Below are 20,072 nucleotides of genomic sequence, written 5' to 3' on the forward strand. Positions count from 1 at the left end.
GGCCGGGGCGGCGCCGGGTCGACTCGGCGGCGGGTCAGCCGAGCGGGGGCGCGGCCCAGCGGCAGGTCAGCCCAGCGGCGGCAGGTCCTCCGCCTCCAGCGCGGTGAGCTGGCCGGGGGTGGGGTTGCCGAGTTCCGCCATCCGCTGGGCCTGCCGCTCGGTCATCTCCTGGAAGGTCTGCCGGGCCGAGCGGCCGTTGCCGAAGCCGGCGTCGCGCGGGACGGTCTCGAAGTGCCGCAGCAGCCGCTCCCGGGCGGTCGCGGTCAGCTCGTACCGGTGCTCCTGCGCCTGGTGCTCGACGATCGCCACCAGGTCGGCCGCCCGGTAGTCCTCGAAGAGCAGGGTGCGGGTGAAGCGCGAGGACAGGCCCGGGTTGGAGCCGATGAAGCGGGCCATGTCGGCCGGGTAGCCGGCGGCGATCACCACCACGTCGTCGCGGTGGTCCTCCATCAGCTTGACCAGGGTGGCGACGGCCTCCAGGCCGAAGTCGTGGCCGCCGGCGGCGGGCACCAGCGAGTACGCCTCGTCGATGAAGAGCACCCCGCCGAGCGCCCGGTTGAAGGCGGCGGCCGTCCGCGGCCCGGTGTGGCCGACGTACTCGCCGACCAGCGCGCTGCGGTCGACCTCCACCAGGTGGCCCTGGCGCAGCAGGCCGAGCGCCTTCAGCAGCCGGCCGTAGAGCCGGGCGACGGTGGTCTTGCCGGTGCCGGGGTTGCCGGCGAAGACCAGGTGGCGGCTGAGCGGCGGGGCGGGCAGGCCGGCCTCCTGGCGCAGCCGCACCGCCTGCATCAGCTTCACCATGGAGTGCACGTCGTGCTTGACCCGGTCGAGGCCGACCAGGGTGCCGAGCTCCGCCAGCAGGTCGTCCAGGTGCTCCTCGGCCGGCTCGGGCGGCGGCCCGGCCGGGGCCAGGGCGGCGGGCGGGAGCGCGGGGGCGCCGGCGGGCAGTCCGAAGGGGGCCGGCGCGGCGGCCGGCGGCGCCGGGCGGTCGCCGAGGTCGCACTCCTCGAACACGGGCGCCGCGCCCTCCTCGCCGCCCAGCGCCTCGGCGCAGTCCAGCACCCGGCAGCGGCGCAGCCGGGGGCCGGCGCCGGCGGCCAGGTGCAGGGCGGGGAAGGCGGAACGCACCACGTCGCAGGAGGTGAGCAGGCCGCCGGAGTCCTGGGCGAAGTAGATGCCGTTCTTGCCGGCGCCCTCGATCCGCAGGCCGCCGACCACCGGGCGGGCGCCCGTCCACACCACCAGGCCCGAGCCGGCGCTGTCCTCGACCGTGCCGCCCTCCACGGTGACCTCGGAGCCGGTGTCCAGCAGGATCCCGGCCGCGCCGGCGCCGGACACCCGGTTGCCGACGAGTTCGGCCTTGGCGCCCGGGCCGATCTCCAGGCCGCTGCGGACGGTCGCGGTGACGGTCGAGTGGGCGATCCGGGAGCCGGCCGGCGAGGAGACGGTGACCCCGGTGTCGGCGGCCGAGATCCGGCAGCCGGTGACGGTCGCGGCCGACTGCTCGGTGACCGCCACGCCGGCCATGGTGACCCCGCTGACGGCGCAGTCGGTGAGGGCGGCGCGGGCCCGGCCGGCCAGGTGCACGCCGTGCTCGGCGCCGCCGCGGACCCGGCTGTCGGTGAGGGTGCCGTCGGCCTCGCCGGAGAGGTGCAGGGCGCTGAAGGCGCAGTCGTCCAGCCGGCAGTCGGTGAGTTCGGCGCGGGCGGAGCCGGTGGCGAGCAGCCCGTTGGCGGCCGGCTCCCGGACGGTGCAGCCGCGGGCGACCAGGCGGCCCTCGTCCTGCACCACCAGGGCGCTGGCGCCGGCGCCGCCGATCCGGCAGTCGGCGAGTTCGGCCCGGGCGGAGCCGGTGACCTGCACCCCGGCGGCGCCGGCCGACTCCACCCGGGTGCCGTCGGCGCCGGCCCGGGAGTCGTCCTCCAGCAGCAGTCCGGCGCGGCCGGTCCGGTGCAGGACGGAGTCGCCGAGCCGCAGCCGGGACCGGCCGCGCAGCCGGATGCCCGAGCCGGTGGTGGACTCCAGGCGCAGCCGGACGGCGTCCAGCCGGGCGGTGCCGGACAGCACCACGCCGGTGCCGTCGACGGTGGTGATCACGGTGTCCTCGGCCCGGACCCGGGCGCCGCCGGACAGCCGCAGCGCGGCCAGCCGGGCGCCCTCCAGCCGGCAGTGCCGCAGCAGCACGGCGGAGGTGCCCTGCGCGTCGTCCTGATCGCCCGGTCCGTCCTGCTCGGCCCGCTCCGGTCCGCGGACCTCGATCCGGCCGCCGCGCACGGTGCAGTGGGCGAGCACCACGCCGGCGCCGGGGGCGACGCTGACCGCGGGCTCGCCCGGGTCGGCGGCCTCGATGTCCAGGCTGCGGACCAGGCAGTCCGGTCCCTGGACGGTGAGGGCCGGGCCGGCCCCGGCAGGGGCGGCCAGCACCACGGTGCCGGAGCCCTGGCGGGCGACCAGCACCACCCGGCGCTCCAGGACCACCGCCTCCTCGTAGCGGCCGGGGTCGACCACCACGGTGTCGCCGGGGACGGCGGCCCGCAGGGCGTCGCCGATCAGGCGGTGGGCGCCGCGCCCGCGCGGGCCGACGGCGTGGATCCGGGTGGGCTGCTCGGCCGGCCGGGCGGCGCTCTGACGGGTGGTCCGACGATCCATCAGGGGTTCTGTCCTTGCTGCGGGCCGGGGGCCGGCGGGAGCGGGTTGCGGTACCACGGGGGGTTGATGCTCGCCCGGTAGGCGTTGGTCAGCCAGAGCGAGGTGACGGTCTTCTCGAAGATCTTGAAGGGCAGCTGGAGCCAGAACTCGCCGAAGCCCTGCCGGTGGAAGAACCGGCTGCCGCCGCCCATGATCACGGCGTTCTTGGCCAGCGCGGCGCTGCTCGCGGTGGTGAGCCCGGCCAGGCCGGCGATGCCGCCGTCCAGGAAGGCGTCCATGCCGCTCAGCACGTGGGTCTTGCCGTCGGCGCCGGTGACGCCCCAGACGGCGGCGTTCATCGAGCCGTTCACCCAGCCGACCACGCCGCCGAGGGCCGCGTTGTAGAAGAAGTCGTAGGTGCCGCCGCGCCAGCGGGTCGGGGTCTCGTTGCCGGCCCACTCGTTGGCCCAGTTCTTGTCGTGGTTGTTGGGCCGGCGCATCTCGTGCTTACCGCCGTCCACGTTGCCCCAGACCGACTTCGGGCCGCCGGTGAAGGAGCCGCGGATCTCGTGCATGCCGGTGCTGACCAGGCTCTTCACGCCCGCGCCGACCGCCGCGTTGGCGAAGGCCTTCAGCGCGTCCTTGCCGGTGAACGGCTTGTTGTTGGCCGCCGCCACGATCCCGTTGACGGCCAGGTTGGCGCCGAACTCCAGGATGAACTCCTGGCCGAACTCCAGCGCGACCTTCTTCGCCAGCACCTTCCAGTACGGCTGGTAGAGCGCCTCGCCGAGCGGCACCCGGCCGCCGGCCGCGGCGGGCAGCCCCGGAACGCCGTCCAGCGCGTTCTGCATCCGCGGGACGCGCACCGAGACCGAGTCGCCCCAGGGCAGCCGGTTGGCCTCGCGGACCCGCCGGCCGAAGCCGCGGATCTCGGTGAGCGGGCCGCGGAAGTCGTACTCGTTGCCGGTGACCCGCAGGCCGCCGCCGGGGGTGCTCTCCCAGACCAGGCCGCTGTCGGTGCGCTGGGCGACGATCCGCCCGGTGCCGTCGTAGCGGCGCCACTGGCTGCGCCAGGCGTCCTTCTCCAGGAAGGTGCCGTCGCCCAGCGGCTTGCGCTCCCGGACGACCGCGCCGTGGTCGAACTCCTTCCAGGCGCCCGCCGGGTGCGGCGCGCCGCCGCCCGGCACGTACTCGCGCACCCGCAGCGGTCCGTCGCCGAGCGCCAGGTGCGGGGGCACCTCGCGGACGGTGAGGGCCGGACCGCCGCCGGCCGGGCGGAACTCGTCCCGGAAGTGCCGGGCGCCGGCCTGCCGGCCGTCCTCCCAGGCCCGGGTGGTGCCGTTCCACCAGCGGCGGACCTGCTGCCCGGCGCCGTAGTCGACGACGGCGCCGCCCGGCCCGTACTTCTGGGTGAACCAGCGCTCGCCGCCGCCGGGCGCGGTGCCCCGCCAGGAGTCGGTCCACCGGCCGCCGTCCAGCATGTTCCGCTCGCGGACGAGGGCGCCGGCGCCGTCGAAGTCGCGGAAGGAGTCGTCCCAGGGCAGCCGCGGGTCCGCGGAGCCGCGGAAGAACGTCCGGTTGCCGGTGGTCACGTTGCCGAGGTGGTCGGTGGCCGTCCAGGTCCAGCGCGCGGAGTCCGGGCGGCCGGTGCCGGTGATCCGCGCCGGGTTGCCGTGCGCGTCGCTCCAGGTGTCGTGGGTGCCGGTCAGGTTGCCGTGCGCGTCGCGCTGCACCCAGGGGTTGTCCAGGCGCCCGTTGACCTGACCGGTCGCCGGGTTCACCTGCGGCGGCACCCGGTACTCGCGGACCGAGCCGTCCGCGAAGCCCTCCCGGGCCACCACCCAGCCGCCGGCCGGGTCCTGGAACCGGTCCTGCCAGATCGGCCGGTTCGCGCCGCCGCCGGGCGCCGGGGGCAGGTCGGCCCGGTAGCCGCGGCGGCCGGGCTCCTCCCAGGGGATGTGCGCGGGATGGGTCGGCGGGTGGCCGGGCGGGGCGGCGTGGTCGCCGACCTTGAGGGTGTTGCCGCTGTGCAGTTTGACGGTCGAGCGGACGAAACGGCCGTCGGCGCCGAGGTCGACCAGCGCGCCGTCCATGGCGACGTAGCGCACCCCGCCGACGGCGTTGACCCCGCCCGCGTTCACCCCGCCGGTCTTGTTCCAGTGGAAGGTCTGGAAGCGGGTGTCGGTCGCCAGATGGGCGGCGGCGCCCTGCGGGGTACCGGCGTGCACCAGCCGGTCGCGCACCCAGACCGGCGGCCGCTGCTCGGACCACCGGGAGGTGACCAGGACGCCCTGGTCGGTGGTCAGCACCTCGCGCTTGCCGACCTCCTTGCCGTGCGGGGACTGCCGCTCCCAGGTGTGCTGGACGCCGGCCCGCCAGGTGTGCTCCTGGAAGTGGCCCGCCTTGTCCGGGCCGTGCGCCATCCCGTACTGCTTCTGGACGAGGGTGTTGTCGGCCAGCCGGTCGGTCCAGCCGCCGTCCCGGTGCGGGGTGCGCGGGCCGTGCGCCAGCTCGGTGCCGGCGCCGTCGAAGCGGTGCCAGGTCCAGCGGCCGCCGGCGCCCCGGACGGCGAAGGTGTGGCCGGCCACCCCGCCGGTCTTCTGCAGGCCGTCGCGGTACTCGTGCACGGTGGTGCCCCGGTGGTCGACGTCCCGCCAGCCGAAGCCGGAGGTGTCGTAGCGGCGGGTGCCGTGCCCGGCCAGCGCGCCGGTGTCGTCCCAGTGGGCCCAGCCGGTCCGGCGGTTGAGGTCGCCGAAGGCGATGGTGTCGGTGCGGCGGTAGGCGTCCAGCACACCGCCGCCGGGCAGCACCCGGCGCTCGAACACCTCCACCGGCGTGTACGTCGAGCCGAGCAGCCGGATCCGGCCGCCGTCGCCGGTGATCTGGACCCGCCCGTGGTGGAAGGCACCGGTGCCGGCGGCCGGCGCGGGGTGCGCGGCGGCCGGGTGCGGCTGCCGGCTCCAGGTGGCCCCGGCGGCCGGGGTGTGGTCGATGACGTACTGGTGGTCGGTGCGTCGCCCGCCGTCCAGCACGTTGACGCCCTGGTGGGTGACGGCGCCGCCGTTGGGGTCGTACGCGGTGAACTCCCCGTCCCGGGCGCCGCCCGGGCGGTCGAAGGTGACCTGGAGGCCGCCGTCCGCACGGACGGTGACGACCCGGTGCGGCACCGCCGTGCCGGCCGCGTCCTCCAGCCGGCCGGGTGCCCGGACGCCGGCCGGGTTCGGCTCGGGGACGACCGCGAAGGTCCCGTCCGGGTTGCCGTCCGGGCCGCGCAGCGAGGTGCCGGCCTCCAGCCTGCTGCCGTCCGCGCCGTGCCGGACGAAGTCGCCGCCGGCCGTGGTGTCGGTGATCTGGCGGACGCCGCCCGGCCGTTCGGTGACGGTCAGGTGCGGCAGCGGGGCGTCGGTGGCGTCCACCACGGTCAGGGTGCGCGGACCGCCCTGCGGGGTGTGCGCCACCACCCACCGGTCGGCCGGGGCGCCGCCCGGGCCGCGCAGCCGGGTCGCGTCGTCGGTGAGCCGGCCGGCGTCGTCGAAGACCTGGTGGCCGCCGTCGAGGTCGCCGACCCGGAACCCGGTGCCGTCCGCGGTGACGACCCGTCGGGGGTCGGGCCGGAAGCCGCCGTCCAGCCAGTGCGGGGCGGGGGCCGGCGGGTGGGGCGGTCCGCCCACCGGGTGCTCCAGGTGGCCGACCTGCACCCCGCCCGCGTCCAGCAGCTGCTGCCCCCGGGCGTCCAGCGTGCCGTCCGCGCCGTGCCGCTCGTAGCGCAGGCCGCCGCCCGGGGTGGTGGGCGGCCGCTCGACCCGGAACCCGCCGCCCGGGTGGGCCACCACCCGCTCCGGCAGACCGGCCCCCGTGATGTCGGTGAGCAGGTGGCCGCCGGCGCCGTCCGGCACCGCGAACCGGGCCCCGCGCAGGCCCCCGGCGTCGGCCAGCGACAGGCCGGTCTCCACCCGCAGGCCGTCCGCGCCGTGACGGACCGAGACACCGGTGGCGGCGTCGGTGATCCGGACCGTGCCGTCGGGCAGGGTGGTGACCGGCTGCGCCAGCCGGGTGCCGGCCGCGTCGGTCAGCACATGACCGCCCGTACCGTCCGGCACCGCGAACCGGGCCCCGCGCAGACCCGCGCCGTCGCCGAGCGCCAGGCCCTGCTCGGCGAAGCCGCCCTGCGGGGTGTACCGGGTGGAGGCACCGGTGTGCGGGTCGGTGACCCGCCAGCCGCCGCCCGCCAGCGGGTCGGCGGTCAGGCCGTTCGGCCGGCCCGCGGCGTCGGTGATCCGGTGCGGGGCACCGTCCACCAGGAAGTGGCCGCCCCGGGCTCCGGCGGCGTCGGCCAGCGACAGGCCGGTCTCCACCCGCAGGCCGTCGGCCCCGTACCGGACCGAGACACCGGTGCCGGCGTCGGTGATCCGGACCGTGCCGTCGGGCAGGGTGGTGACCGGCTGCGCCAGCCGGGTGCCGGCCGCGTCGGTCAGCAGATGGCCCCCCGCGCCGTCCGGCACCGCGAACCGGGCCCCGCGCAGACCCGCGCCGTCGCCGAGCGCCAGGCCCTCGTCCAGGAACCGGCCCTGCACGTCGACGTGCACGGACCGGCCGGTGACCGGGTGGGTGACCCGCAGGCCGGCGCCGCCGGGAAGCACGTCCAGCCGGTGCCCGCCGGGGCCGGCCAGGGCGTGGGTGAGCGTCCCGTTGTCGTGGGAGAGCACCAGGACCGGGCCGACCCGGACACCGCCGGCGTCGAGCAGCGGACGGCCCTCCTCGACCAGCGCGCCGCCCTGGTCGAAGCCGCGGTGCCCGCCGGTGAGCGGGTCGCGCAGGTCGAAGCCCCCGCCGGGCCGGGCGGTGACGTTCAGCGGCAGCCGGCCGGTGGCGTCGCGCACCTCGTGGGTGGGGGCGCCGTGCCCGTCGAAGTCGGTGTGCACCCACTGGCCGGTGGGTGCGCCGTCCAGGCCGCCCAGCGGGATCTCCTCGGCGACCAGTCGGCCGGTGCCGTCGTAGCTCTGGGTGCTGCCCAGATGGGCGTTGTGCACGTCGAAACCGCCACCGGGCCGGGCCACCGGCTGCAGCAGCGGGTCCGGGACGTTGTGCGCGTCCAGCATCCGGTGGACCGGCCCGCCGGGCGTGACGGTGGTCTCGATCCGCCAGCCGTTCGGGCCTGCCGCCGCGCTGTCGGCCAGCGGGAGCAGCACCGGCGGCGGGGGCGGGGCCTGGACCAGGACCTGCGGCACCGGCTGCGGGTTGAGCTGCGGCATCGCCTGGGAGCCGCCGGAGCCGCCGAGCAGCCGGGGGCGCTCGCGCAGGCTGTCGGCGCTGAGCCGGGCGAGGTCCTGGTCCATCCGGGCCGGGTCGACACCCAGGGCGCCGAGCCGGTCCAGGCTCTCGTCGAGGCGCTGCGCGGCGAGGTCCGCCGAGGCCTGGGCGTGGATCCGGACGGGGCTCGGCCGGGAGCCGGAGCCCGGACGGGCGTCCAGGTCGGCGAGCAGCCGCTCGGCCTTGCCGAACTCGTGCCGGGCCAGGGTGAGTTCCTGCCAGGCCTGGAGCTTGGCGGCGCGGGCCGGGTCGTCGGCGGCGCCGAACAGGGCGACCACCCGGTCGCTCTGCTGCCGCCAGAGCTGGTCGAGCTGGGCGCCCGTCAGCCGGCCCGGGCCGGCTCCGGCGCCGTGCGGGGCCGCGCCGGCCGCCGGCGGGTGCACCGGCGGGGCCTGCACGAGCGGGGCCTGGACCAGCGGCGGCGGGGTGTGGACGGCCGGGCCCGGGGTGTGGACGGCGGGCGGCTGCACAACGGAGCTGACCGGGGGCGGGGTGAGGGACCGGCCGCCGTGGTCCAGCAGGCCGAGGGCATCGTCGACCCGGGTGACCGTACCGGCACCGGCTCCCGGCGCGTGCACGCCCGGCAGCACGGCGGGAGGCGCTGTGACGGTCCGGGGCGGGGCGAACTCCGACAGGTGGATGTTGACCTGATGGGCCGTCAACGCCTGGGTGCTGTGCTCGCCCAGGTGGCCGCCGGTGCTGAAGACCGGCGCGTCGGCCCGGTTCAGCGGCGATCCGGTGGCCAGCAGGTCCAGTGCGCCGTGCAGTTGCGCCCCTGGCGAGCCGATCTGGCCGAGGCCGTGCACGGTGCCGGCGGGCGCGGTGGTGACCGGGGTGAACGCGCCGCCGGGGTGGACGCCCGCGCTCGGGTTCAGGGCGGTGGCCGGGTGCAGGGTGGCGGCCGGGTGGACGCTGTTCGCCGGGGCGAGCAGGTCGGCCGTGTGCACCGCCGGGACGTGCGGGGCGGCGGTGTGCAGCGCGCCCGTGCCTGCGGCGCCGACGGTGCCGAGCCCGTTCACGGCGGTGCCGGGCTGGTGCAGCAGGCCCACCGTCTGGGTCTGCAGGGCCGGCAGGTGGACGGTGCCCGTGCCGGCGCCGAGGCTGTCGGTGAGGTGGGCGGCCGGGGTCACGGGGTGCGCGCTGCCGAGCGTCCCCGGCAGGTGCAGGGTCCCGGGGCTGCCGGCGTGGCCGGCCAGGGTGCCGGCGCCGACGGGGGTGTGCGCGCTGACGCCGAGGCCGGTGTCCAGGTGCAGGCCGCTCGGGGTGACCGTCAGGTTGGCCCAGTCACCCATCCGGACGGCGTGCAGCTCGCGCACCGGGGTGTCCAGCAGCGCGTCCAACTGCCGTACCGCGTGCGGGGCGAGCGAGAGCTGGTCGGTGAAGCCGCTGTGCACGCCGAAGGCCGGCGGGCGGGAGAAGCCGAGACCGAGGCCGCCCGGCTCCAGGTGCGGCAGCTCCAGGCCGCGCGGGCCCGACCAGTCGCCGAGCCGGATCTTGGCGAGGTCCGCGCGCGGCAGGTCGACCAGGGCGTCCACCTGGTGCAGCGGCGGCGGCACCGGGATCGCCGCCGCCGTCCGCCCGGCGGTGCCCAGGATCGGCGCGCCGAACCGGAACTTGCCCAGCACGCCGCGCTCCACGAACCCGATCCGCAGCGCGCCGCGCAGCCCGTACTGGCCTATCTCGGCCGCGTCCACCGGGAGCACCAGCCGCAGCCACTTGGTGCCGCCCAGTTCGGCGCGGGCGAAGTTCCAGGAGGCGGTGCCGAACCGGCCGAGCCCGGCGGGCAGGCCGCGGACCAGCCCGGGGATCGCCTTGATGCCGTTGATGACGGCGAGGCCGCTGCCGCGGAAGGTCATGCCGGCCCAGTTGGGCAGCTTGGTGACGGAGTTCAGCACCCAGAGGCCGCCGGACTTCACCCAGTTGCCGGTCAGCGAGGCGAAGTCGCGCAGGCCGGGCAGGAAGGCGAAGCCGTGCATCCCGCCGCCGGTGAACATGCCGCGGAAGAAGTTGGCCACCGCCTGGCCGACGCCCTTGATGCCCTTCCAGGTGAACTTGGCCCCGGCGCTGATCAGTTTGAGCAGCGGCAGGCCCTTGGTGGTCGGCGCGATCATGCCGAGGCCGGAGAGGAAGAGGTCCAGCGCGCTGGCCTTGCCCTGGGCGAAGTCCACGGCGGTCTTGACGAAGATCGCCAGGTTGACGCCGATCGCGATCAGCGCGATCGGGCCGCCGAAGATCAGGGCCGGCAGGATCAGCGCGATCGCCAGCCACTGGAAGGCCTCCCAGAACAGGTCGCAGTCGGAGACCGGCTGCTTGATGCCCCGGGCGGCGCTGCTCAGCGCGCTGCCGGCCGTCCGCCCGGCCTCGTCCTGGGCGGTGCCGGCCGCCCTGGCGGTGCTCGCGAGTTCGGTCAGCCGGGTGTCGTCCTTGGCCAGGCCGCGTCCCTGGGAGAGCGCGTTGTCGGCGCGCCACTGCTGGTCGCGGACCACGCCCGCGTAGGTGGTGATCGCCCGGGCGGAGTTCTCGAAGGCGTCGGCGACGGACTGCACGAAGCCGCGCAGCGGACCGCTGATCTTGTCCCGGAGGGCGTCCGCGGTCTGGCCGACGAAGGCGCCGTCGCCGGTCTTGTTGAGCACCGCGTCCAGCGCGTCGTCGATCTCCCTGGCGACCCGGCCGAGGTCGGCCAGCGAGCGCTGCACCTCGTCCATCCGCTCCGGGTCCCCGGGGGTGGGGTCGGCGGTCAGGCCGATCGCGTTCCAGTCGGTCGGACGCTGGGCCATCTCGGGTCCTCTCCGTACGCGGCCTGGCGGGCGGGGCCCTCCCCCGGCGTGCGCACAGCACTCCCGGCCTGACCACGTGCGAGGCCCCGGCGCGGTTCACCGGGTGGCGGCGGGCCGGCTCCCCGGGCCGGTTCCCCGCGTCCGGACGGCCGGCACGCCGGGGCGCGGTGAACCGCGGCCCCCTCCCGCACGTGGTCAGGCCGGAGCAGCACGGCTACCCGACCGGAGGGACCTCTTGCCCGACTTCGCGATGGACTACGGCATCCTCAACGAGGCCCGCAAGGACCTGCACGACCTGGCCGACCGGATCTCCCCCACGCTGTCCAACAGCATCTTCTCCCAGCTGGGTTCGGGGAATCTCGGCGACGCCCAGGCGGTCTTCGGCGACCCCAACGTGACCAACGGGTTCCGCAGCCTCTACCGGCTCTCCAAGGACCCGATGAACCGGGCCGTGGACCACCTCAAGCAACTGGGCGACGTCTTCGGGGCCGTCGCCGACGGCTACTTCGACGTGGACGCGCAGATCTCCGACGGCCTGGGCGTGATGGGCGCCAACATGGGGCTGGACGCCTGGCGCGGCCGGAAGTCCGCCTGGGACTACCGCAACGCCCACGCCGACCAGTGCACGCCGGACGAGCACGGCAAGGTGCCGGAGTTCTGCAGCGCCACCGACCCCGGCGCGCCGCCGGTCGACCAGACCATCAACACCGCCAACGGCTCGGTCCACACCCATCTCACCCTGGACGGCAACAACAACGTGGTGAAGGAGGAGACGACCGTCACCCACGACGGCCAGACCTACACCTCCACCACCAGCTACACGGACAACGGCAAGTCCTTCACCACCGACACCGTGTACTCGGACGGCACCAAGAACCACGCCGAGACCCATCTGCACGACGACGGCACCGGCGACATGACGGTCACGGACAACGACGGCGTGAAGACCGAGTACCACCGCGGCGGCCCGGGCCAGGAGTGGCAGCAGACCGGCGGCGGCAAGCCGGAGGACTCCTCGGACGACAGCTCCTACCCGCCGGTGTTCTGACCGCACGCCGACGCCGACGCCCACCGGGCCCGACGCCCACCCGGCCCTCGCACCCGCACCCGCACCCGCACCCGCACCCGCACGATGCGAACACCCGTATCGACCATCCCCGTTGAGAGGACGACCATGCCCAACATCTCCCTGGACTTCGACAAGATCGAGGCCACTTCGGCCCGCCTGGACTCGGCCAGCGACAACATCGTGCCGATGCTCAACGACCTCAAGAACGACGTGAACAACCTGCTCGGCGACGGCATGGTGTTCCAGCAGTCCAGCCCGGCGATGCAGGAGGCCTACGACAAGTTCAACACCAGCCTGCTGGCCGCGATGGACGGTATCAAGGGCTTCGCCAAGCAGTTCCGCCAGATCAAGGACCAGATGCACCAGATGGACGCCGACATGGCCAGCAGCCTGCGCGAGGGCAGCTGACCGCAGGACGCCGAGGGGCCGGGACACCCGTCCCGGCCCCTCCCGCGTGCCCGCCGCCGTCAAGGCCCGGCCGGCCCCGGCCGGTTCAGCCGTCCGCCCGCAGCACCGTCAGCGGCACCTGCACCGCCATCGCCTCGCCGGCCCGGCCGGTGGTCCAGCCGCGGCCGGTGACCGGGGTGGCGCGGATCAGGTGGACCGGGAGCCGGATCCCGATCATGTCGCCCTCCTGGAGGCTCTTCGGTGCCAGCAGCAGCCCCCGGCGGGCCCGCTTGGCGGCGGTGACCCAGCCGCCCATCGCCACCTGGAGGGCGTCGGCCGGGCCGGCGTAGAGCAGGCCGAGACCCCGGTCGCGGCCGAAGGTCGCGGTCTCCTTGAGGACCCGGTCGCAGGCCGGCATCGCCAGCAGGTCGGCGTCGTCGACCACGATCACCCGGGGGCCGCCCAGGTCGTCCAGGGCCGCCTGGACCAGCTCGGCGGCCGGGTCCGGCTCGGTGAGGACCCGGGCCAGCGGGTGCCGGGCGAGCGCCCGCAGCGGGGAGTGGCGGGGGGTCAGCACCACCAGGGAGGTGCCGCCGGCCAGCAGGGACACCGCCAGCGAGGCCAGCACCGTGCTGCGGCCCGATCCGGGCGGGCCGAGCACCGCGAAGGCGGCGGACGGGCCGGCGAAGTCCACCCCGACCGGGCCGGCGTCGTCGCCGCCCATGCCGAGCAGGCCCCACATCGGGCGGCGCAGTCCGGCGTCGACCGTCTCGTAGGCCTCGGCGAAGTCCACCGACCTCGGCAGCGAGGCCACCGGGAAGGGCCGCCGGGCGTCCGGCACCGCGGCGTCCCGGCGGGTGGTCTCGATGCCGATCGCGGCGAGCGCCTTCGCCTGCTCCTGGCCGCCGTCACCGGGGGCGAGCAGCGCCACCTGGGTCTCGGTGCCGCTCAGCGCGTGCCAGCCGCGGCCGGGCGGCACCGCCGCGGGCACCTTGCCCGGGGAGAGCCCGACCAGCTGGTAGTCGTTGCGGTCCCCCTGGCGGAGCAGCAGCTTGTGGTCGTTGTGGGCGGCCAGCCGCCCACCGAGCAGCGAGCGCTCGGAGCTGGCGATCACATGGATGCCCGCCGCCGCGCCCTCCCGCAGCAGCCGGGTGACCAGGTCCACCAGCCGCCCGTTGTCGTGGTCGTCGAGCAGGCCGGAGAGCGCGTCCCAGCCGTCGATCAGCAGCAGGATGTGGGCCGGCCGCTCGGCCCTGGGGAGCAGCGCGCGCAGTTCGTTCAGCCCGGCCGCGCTGTGCTCGCTGCAGCTCTCCTGGCGGGCGGTCAGCTCGGCGGTGAGCCGGTGCAGCAGGCGCTCCAGACGCTCCAGGTCGTGCCGGGAGACCACCGCGCCGCAGTGCGGCAGGGCGGACAGCGCGGCCAGGCCGCCGCCGGCCGCGTCGATGCCGTAGATGTGCACGTCGGCCGAGGACGCGGTACGGGCGGCGGAGCCGGCCAGGGTGCGGAGCACCTGGGTGCGGCCGGAGCGGGGCGCGCCGATCACGTACAGGTGGCCGAAGGTCGCGAGGTCGGCGGTGGCCACCCGGCGTTCCTGGAGCTGCGGGACGTCCTCCAGGGCGTACGGGATCGGCGGCAGGGGGCCGGCGTGGTCGGGCAGCAGCGCGGTGAGGTCGTCCAGCAGGACGTGCTCGGCCAGGGCGGGCAGCCAGGGGCTGGGCTGCGGGACGAAGTCGTCCAGGCCGGCCGCCGCCTCGCGCAGGGCCGCGACCAGGGCCTGGAGGTCGGTGGGGGCCGGCGCGGCGGGGGCGCCCGGGTCGCTGTCGCCGAGCGGCATCGCGACGGGCCGGCCGAGCCTGGCCCAGGAGAGTTCGGCGGCGCGGACCGGGGCGCCGGCGGGCCGGGCCGGGCCGCTGCCGGTACCGGGCCGGGCGGCGCCCGCCCAGGCGCCCTGGAACGGCACGGTGGATCGGTGCCCGAGGCGCACCAGGGCCCGGCCGGGGGCGGAGGCCGGGATGTGCACGGCCTCGGAGGTGTCGATGATGTCCTGGCTCTCGGTCGAGTCGGTGACCCGCAGCGCGATCCGGAGGTTGGTGTTGGCGCGGATGTCGCTGGTGACGGCGCCCGAGGGGCGCTGGGTGGCGAGCACCAGGTGGATGCCGAGCGAGCGGCCGCGCTGGGCGATCCCGATCAGGCCGGGCACGAAGTCCGGCACCTCGCGGACCAGGGTGGCGAACTCGTCGATGACCAGCAGCAGTCGGGGCAGCGGTGCGAGGGTGGGGTCGGCCAGCCGCTTGGAGCGGTACTCGGGGTGGTCCTTGGCCGCCACCTCGGCGAGCAGCCGCTCCCGGCGGCGCAGTTCGGCGCCGAGCGACTCCAGCGCGCGCTCCACCAGGTGGGCGTCGAGGTCGGTCACCATGCCCAGGGTGTGCGGGAGTTCGGCGCACTCGCGGAAGGCGGAGCCGCCCTTGTAGTCGACCAGCACGAAGGTCAGCTCGTCGGGCCGGTTGGCAGCGGCCAGCGAGGCGACGAAGGACTGCAGCAGTTCGGACTTGCCGGAGCCGGTGGTGCCCGCGACCAGCGCGTGCGGGCCGTCCCGCACCAGGTCGAGGGTGAGCGGACCGTCGTAGCCGGTGCCGAGCAGGAAGCCGGTGGACGCGGGCCGGCGGCGCCAGCGCGCCAGCAGCTCGGCCGGGGCGGGCGGCTCCAGGCGCAGCAGGTCCAGCAGTTTGACCTGTTGCGGCAGCCCGGCGTCGTGCTCGGGGCTGACGTCCCTGACCGGGGCGAGCGCGCGGGCGACCTGCTCGCACCAGTCGGTGTCGACCAGGTCGGCGCGGACGTCCGTGATGTCCGGCGCGCCGGTCCGGCGCACCGTCAGGCGGTGGCCGGCGGCCAGCACCACGGCGGCGCACTCCTCCGGCAGCAGCCGCTCCTGCTCGTCCAGGCAGACGCTGAAGACCCGCACCCGGGGGCCGTCGGTGAGCACCTGCACCATGCCGGGGACGTCGCGCAGCTGCCGGGCCCGGTCGGCGATCACCAGCACGTCCGGCTCGTTGAACATCGCCTTGCCCATGGACGAGCCCAGCGCCCGCTGCCGGGCCTGGATCTGGGCGACCAGCTCGGAGATCCGGTTGGCGGTGGACTCCGGGTCGTTGCCGATGCTCACCACCGGTCCGCCGGCGGTGGCCGGCCGCAGGTGCGGCAGCCACCGCACCCACTCCCACCCCTCCGCCCCGGCCCGTTCGGTGAGCACCACGATCCGCAGGTCGCGCGGGCTGTGCAGGACGGCCGACTGGGCGACCAGCCAGCGGGCCAGCGCCTGGACGGGCTCACCCGCGCCGGCCACGCCGACCACGCCGTACTCGGCGATCTCCACCCCGATCGGGACGTCCGGGATGTTCCAGCGCACCGTGCGGTGGTTCTCGTCGCGGGCGGGATCGTCCAGCTCCTTCACGGACGGCTGGTCGACCGTGCCGAGCCGCAGGACCAGGTGGTCCGGGTCGCGGCGGCGCCGCTCCCAGAGCCGGCTGCCCGGGCCGACGGCGGTCAGGCCGACCGTCGCCGGGTCCGGCCCGGCGAGGCCGCGGACCACCCGCTCGCGGTCGGCCGCCGTCCGGATCTCCCCCTCCAGGGTGCGGCGGCGCTGCCGGTAGCGGGCCTCGGCCAGTTCGTGCGCCTTGCGGTTGCCGCGCCGCCCGACGATCCAGTTGGAGAGCGCCATCAGCGGGCTGAACAGGATGAACACCAGGTAGAAGTAGGAGTGGAAGACCGCCACCATCACCATGCCCAGCACCATCGGCGCGACCATCAGCAGCAGCGGGAACGGCCGCCGGGACGGCGCGGTGGGCGGCATCGGCAGCCGGATCCGCTCGGCGTCCAGGTGCGGGGCGATCCGGGGCGGGCGGTTGTAGTCCACGCCGATGCCGTCCGCGGAGGGCACCACGGCGGCGTCCGGTTCGACCGGTTCCACCAGGCGCAGCAGCGCGGCGCCGGCGGCCACGTCGCCGCCGAGCGGCCAGGGGGTGGCGCCGGGCGGCAGCGCCTCGGCGGGCGGGAGCGTCCCGGCGGTGGGCCGGGAGGCGGCGGGACCGTCCGTCGCGGCGGGTGAGGCTGGTGACGCGGACGGGCGGGCTGATGCGGCTGATGCGGTGCCGGGGGCGGGCGGATCGGCCGGTGCGCTCCCGGGCGGGCCCGGGACGCAGGCCCTGACCTCCACGGAGGAGCCGCCGGAGCGCTGCCAGAAGGCCGAGCCGTCCTGGCCCACCGTCAGCCAGAGACCCCCGGCGGGGACGCCGGCGCCGGACAGCCGGACGGCGCAGTCCGGGTCGGAGCCGATCTCGTGGCTGCCGGGCCCGAGCCGCCAGCTGCGGCCGGCGCCGGGGCCGGAGACCAGGTGCAGCTCCAGTTGCGCCGGGCCGCCGGGCCGCCCGTCCGGGGCCGGCACCCGTACCCGGTCGTGGTCGTCGACCGGCGCGCCCAGCCCGAGCACCGCCCCCTCCAGCACGCCAGCCCCGCTGACCGGGGCCGCCGGGTCCAGCACCGCCGGGCCCAGGTGCAGCGCACGCGGGGCGGCCGTCGCCGCCTGGCCGGCCGCGAACGCCGCCGCGCCGCCGGCCGCGCCGGCCTCCCCGCGGGGGCCGTGCGCGTCGGACGGGGGCCGGTCGACGGCGGCGGCCAGGTCACCGACGGTCGCGTACGGCGGCAGGTCCAGCACATGGTCGCGGCGGCGGGCGTCGGCGCTGTCGACGAGCGTGACGGTGAGCTTCACCGGGTGGTCTCCAGGGGTCGGGCTCGGGTGTCGGGTGTCGGGTGTCGGGTGTCGGGTGTCGGGAGGGTGGGGGCGCGGGGCCCGGGGCCCGGTGGCGCCGGCCGGGGGTGGGCCGGCGCCGGGACGGTCAGGTCAGGGCGGCCAGTTCGGGACGGTCAGTTCGGGACGGTCAGTTCGGGACGGTCAGTTCGGGACGGCGGCGGAGACCCCGGGCGGGCCCGAACCAGGGTCCGGCTCCGGCTCGGCGAGGTCGTCGTCGACCGGGAGCTGGGCGGCCGGGACGCCGATCCGGGCGGCGGGCGGAGCGGGGACGGCGGCGAGGACCGGAACGAGGGGCGGGGCCGCCAGGGCAGCCGTGAGCACGTCCGGTCCGCCGGCCGCCGGAGCCGGACCGCTCCGGCCGGCCTCCGGGCCACCGGGCACCCGAACCGGGCCGAAGGTGTCCTGGTCGCCCTGCGGCGCGGCCGGCGGTGCCGGCAGCCTGAGCCGCCCCCGGACCCCGGGGGCCGCGGGAGCGCCGCCGGCGGGCGGAGCGGTGATCGGACCGGCGGGCGAAGCCGTGATCGGACCGGCCGGGTCCGGCGAGCCGGGTGTGGCCGGGGCGGCCGCGGCACCGGGCGGGCGGAGGCCGGTACCGGTGGCCGGGGCGGCCGCGCGGGCAGGGCCGGAGAGCACCGGGCCGGTGGCGGCCCGGCCGGGCACCAGGGGGTACCGGGTGGCCGGATCGGGCAGCACGGGCCCGGGCGCGACGGGCGCGGGCTGCACCGGCCCGGGAGCCGGGCCGTCGCCGGCCGGCGGGCCTGGGCGCTGGACGAAGCGTGGCCGGGCCGGCGGCGTCAGGCCCGTGGGCCGGGGCGCCCCGGGCGGTGTCGCCCGGCCAGGGACGATCACCGGGCCGAGCACCAGTGGGGGCGGGCCCGGCTCCGGCTCCGGCTCCGGCTCCGGTGCGGCCGGAGCGGCCGGAGCGGTGGGGCCGACTGCGGTGGTCACCGGGTCGACCGCCCGGCCAGGCTCCGGGCGGCCGGGCGTGGGCCGGCCCGGTACGGACTCGTCCGGCGTGGGCCCGTCCGGTACGGGCTCGGCCGACACGGGCTCGGCTGGTACGGGCCCGTCCGGGTGCGGCGGGGCGAGGGCGGACCGGCCGGGCAGCTCGGCCGAGCCGGGCCGGGGCCCCACCGGCTCCCCGGTCGCCGGGCGGGCCGCGTCGGGGCGGGTGCCTCGCACCGCGGCGGGACCGGCGAGCGGGCCGGCCGACGGGCCGGTGGAGCCCCCCGCCGGCGTCGGGCCCGCCACCGTCGCGCCCGCCACCGTCGCGCCCAGCGCGGACCGGCCGGGCAGCCCGGCGGGCGCCGGCCGCTCGATGGCGACGGGACCGCCGGGGCCGGCAGCGGCGCCGGGCCCGCCGGGGCCCTCCGCGTCGAGGGCCGGCTCGGACAGGTCGCTGTCGTCCGTGGGGCCCGCGTCGTGCGCGGGGTACGGCGGCAGCAGCGGGAGGCTACGGGCGGTAGCCCTGGCCAGCGGGACGGCGTCCACCCGCAGGCCGGTGCCCAGGACGCTCAGCCCGGCCCGGTCCGCGGTGAGCAGTCGGGCGGAGCCCCTGGCGCCGCTCAGGGCCAGCAGTCGGGAGCCGGCGGCGGGGCGGGCCCCGGCCGGCAGTTCGGCGCAGACCGCGAAGGCCGGGGCACCGCCGGTGGCGGCCCGCTCGGCCAGCGCCAGTGCGGCGGCCGGCTCGGGGCCGGTGTGGCGGGGGTTGACGCCGTCCGCGACGGTCACGGCGCCGGCCGGCAGCCGGGCGTCGAGCTGGGCCGCCAGCGCCTGCAGCACGGCGCGGGCGGTGCCCTTGTCGCCGCCCAGCACCGTGACGGCCGGCCCGGTGGCCAGGTCCAGCAGGACGGCGTGCCGCCCGTCGGTGCCGAACGCCGCGAGCAGCGGCGCCGGGCGGCCGCCGGTGGCCACCCGGGCCGCGTCCGCGCGGTCGAGCCACCAGAGCCGGGGGTCGGTGTCGTCCGCCGCCCAGGGCTTGGGCGGCTGCGGCGGCGCGGCGGGCCCGCAGGCCACCAGCACCCCCACCACGGTCCGGCCGAGCAGCACCCCGTACGGCTGGACGCCCGGGACCCGCCCGGCGCCCAGCGCGGCCCGTTCGGCGTCGGCCCAGCCGGACCGGTCGCCGAGCAGGCGGAGCAGCAGCCGCAGGTGGCGGCGGTAGCGGAGCTGGGCGCGGACGGGTGCGGCGAACGCGGCGGCGGTGGCGGCCGCCTCCCGGCGCAGGCGGCGCCGGACGACCCGCCAGCCGCCGGCGCGCCGGGCGCCCAGCTGGGCGAGCACGGCGAGCAGCAGGAGCAGACCGGCCAGGCCGAACAGGGTGGCCGTGCCGCCGGGCACGGCGGGCAGGGCGCTCACGAGGCGATCCCGTGCGCGACCACGCCGCGGTCGGCGAGGTTCCGGCGCAGGGCCTGCACCCCGTAATGGGTACGGGACTTGAGGGTTCCGCCGGGTATCCCGAGGTGTTGGGCGGCGTCCGGGCCGGCCCGGCCCAGCAGGTGGACGTGCACGACGGCCTCCCGGTGGATCGGGTCCAGCGAGCGCAGCGAGTCGACCAGCACCTGGCGGTCCAGCACCTGCGCCGTCTGGTCGGCGACCGGCGCCTGGTCCGGGAAGCCCTCGGCGGCGATGCCGACCGGGACGGCGCGGTCCTTGCGCCGGCCGTCGATCAGCAGATGGCGGGCGACCCGGAACAGCCACATCCGGATCGGCAGGTCGCTCCAGTCCAGCCGGTCCGACAACTGCCAGGCCCGCAAGAGGGTTTCCTGGACGATGTCCTCGACCTGGTGCGGGTCGTGCCGGGAGAGGCTGGTGACGAACCGCTGGAGCCGTTCGCGCTCGGCCAGCAGGAGTTCGGCGCGCCGCTCCGGGGCGGGCGGCGCGGCCACCGCTCTGCGGCGGACTGCACCCGGGGGCTCGGACTGGCTGGCGGACGCCCGGTGGGTCGGGCCGGCGGTGCGCTCCATGACACTGCTCTTCCTGATCGTACGGCGATCTGCAGCGGCGGAGACCCCCATGTCATGTGCGCGCAGGTCGCGCATCCCCAACCGGCGGCCACGGTACTGACGCAAGTCGTCCGAAAGTTCGTGCCAGG

7 protein-coding genes are annotated in these 20,072 nt (G+C 77.1%); 2 read left to right on the plus strand and 5 right to left on the minus strand.

Annotated features, from left to right (window positions below; translation table 11 throughout):
- Positions 1–66: 66 nt before the first annotated feature.
- Complete coding sequence (locus IE329_RS21895; RefSeq protein ID WP_190212648.1) at positions 67–2,649, minus strand: right-handed parallel beta-helix repeat-containing protein; 2,583 nt, start codon at positions 2,647–2,649, stop codon at positions 67–69.
- Entirely contained in the window at positions 2,649–10,715 is an 8,067-nt protein-coding gene (locus IE329_RS21900; RefSeq protein WP_190212649.1) for a hypothetical protein, read from the minus strand. The genes IE329_RS21895 and IE329_RS21900 overlap by 1 nt, the downstream gene beginning before the upstream one ends.
- A 235-nt stretch (positions 10,716–10,950) precedes the next feature.
- Between IE329_RS21900 and IE329_RS21905 the strand changes: the two genes are divergently transcribed.
- Entirely contained in the window at positions 10,951–11,763 is an 813-nt protein-coding gene (locus tag IE329_RS21905) for a hypothetical protein (RefSeq protein WP_190212650.1), read from the plus strand.
- A gap of 126 nt (positions 11,764–11,889) precedes the next feature.
- A complete protein-coding gene (locus IE329_RS21910) occupies positions 11,890–12,192 on the plus strand; it encodes a WXG100 family type VII secretion target (protein ID WP_073926773.1) in 303 nt (100 codons plus the stop codon).
- Positions 12,193–12,277: 85 nt separating this feature from the next.
- On the opposite strand, the gene IE329_RS41580 is transcribed toward IE329_RS21910, so the two are convergent.
- The 3 genes from IE329_RS41580 to IE329_RS21925 all read right to left on the minus strand — a co-directional run bounded on the left by IE329_RS41580 (position 12,278) and on the right by IE329_RS21925 (position 19,944).
- Positions 12,278–16,936: an FtsK/SpoIIIE domain-containing protein gene (locus tag IE329_RS41580; RefSeq protein WP_190212651.1), complete on the minus strand. Its 4,659-nt coding sequence runs from the start codon at positions 16,934–16,936 to the stop codon at positions 12,278–12,280.
- A gap of 183 nt (positions 16,937–17,119) precedes the next feature.
- Positions 17,120–19,336: a hypothetical protein gene (locus tag IE329_RS21920; protein WP_190212652.1), complete on the minus strand. Its 2,217-nt coding sequence runs from the start codon at positions 19,334–19,336 to the stop codon at positions 17,120–17,122.
- A complete protein-coding gene (locus IE329_RS21925) occupies positions 19,333–19,944 on the minus strand; it encodes a sigma-70 family RNA polymerase sigma factor (protein ID WP_190212653.1) in 612 nt (203 codons plus the stop codon). Before IE329_RS21925 ends, IE329_RS21920 begins: the two co-directional genes overlap by 4 nt.
- Positions 19,945–20,072 lie beyond the last annotated feature (128 nt).

Origin of the sequence: Kitasatospora indigofera (genome assembly GCF_014655955.1) — a bacterium.
Lineage (GTDB): Bacteria > Actinomycetota > Actinomycetes > Streptomycetales > Streptomycetaceae > Kitasatospora > Kitasatospora indigofera.